Origin of the sequence: Pseudomonas sp. 2822-17 (genome assembly GCF_002742485.1) — a bacterium.
Lineage (GTDB): Bacteria > Pseudomonadota > Gammaproteobacteria > Pseudomonadales > Pseudomonadaceae > Aquipseudomonas > Aquipseudomonas cyclaminis.
The window spans coordinates 1-304 of sequence record NZ_LJRZ01000533.1 but is presented as its reverse complement, the minus strand read 5'-3'; the positions used below and the strand labels follow the sequence as shown (position 1 = coordinate 304).

Below are 304 nucleotides of genomic sequence, written 5' to 3'. Positions count from 1 at the left end.
GCATATATAACATCAAAACCTGCTGTCCAAAATGCCACTGCTATAAATAATAGAAATGCTTCCCATGTTAAAGTTCCTGTAGCTCCAACCCAGCCACCTAGAGGTGCTATGGCAATGGTAAATCCAAGGAACACATGACACATCCAAGTAAACCTTTTTGTATAAGAATAGAATACGAGAAAGAATACAGCAATCGGTAATAGATAAACTGCTAACATATTTAGTTGATAGGATGCAAAGAATAATAATGCAAAAGACAATATAATAAATACTATTGTTTCAAGCCTTGAAATTAATCCTGCAG

General features: G+C 34.5%; 1 protein-coding gene. It reads right to left on the bottom strand.

Translation table 11 applies throughout. The features are described 5' to 3' along the window. A partial coding sequence (locus AOA60_RS22290; protein ID WP_178075397.1) for a UbiA family prenyltransferase occupies positions 1 to 304 on the bottom strand: 304 nt, incomplete at both ends.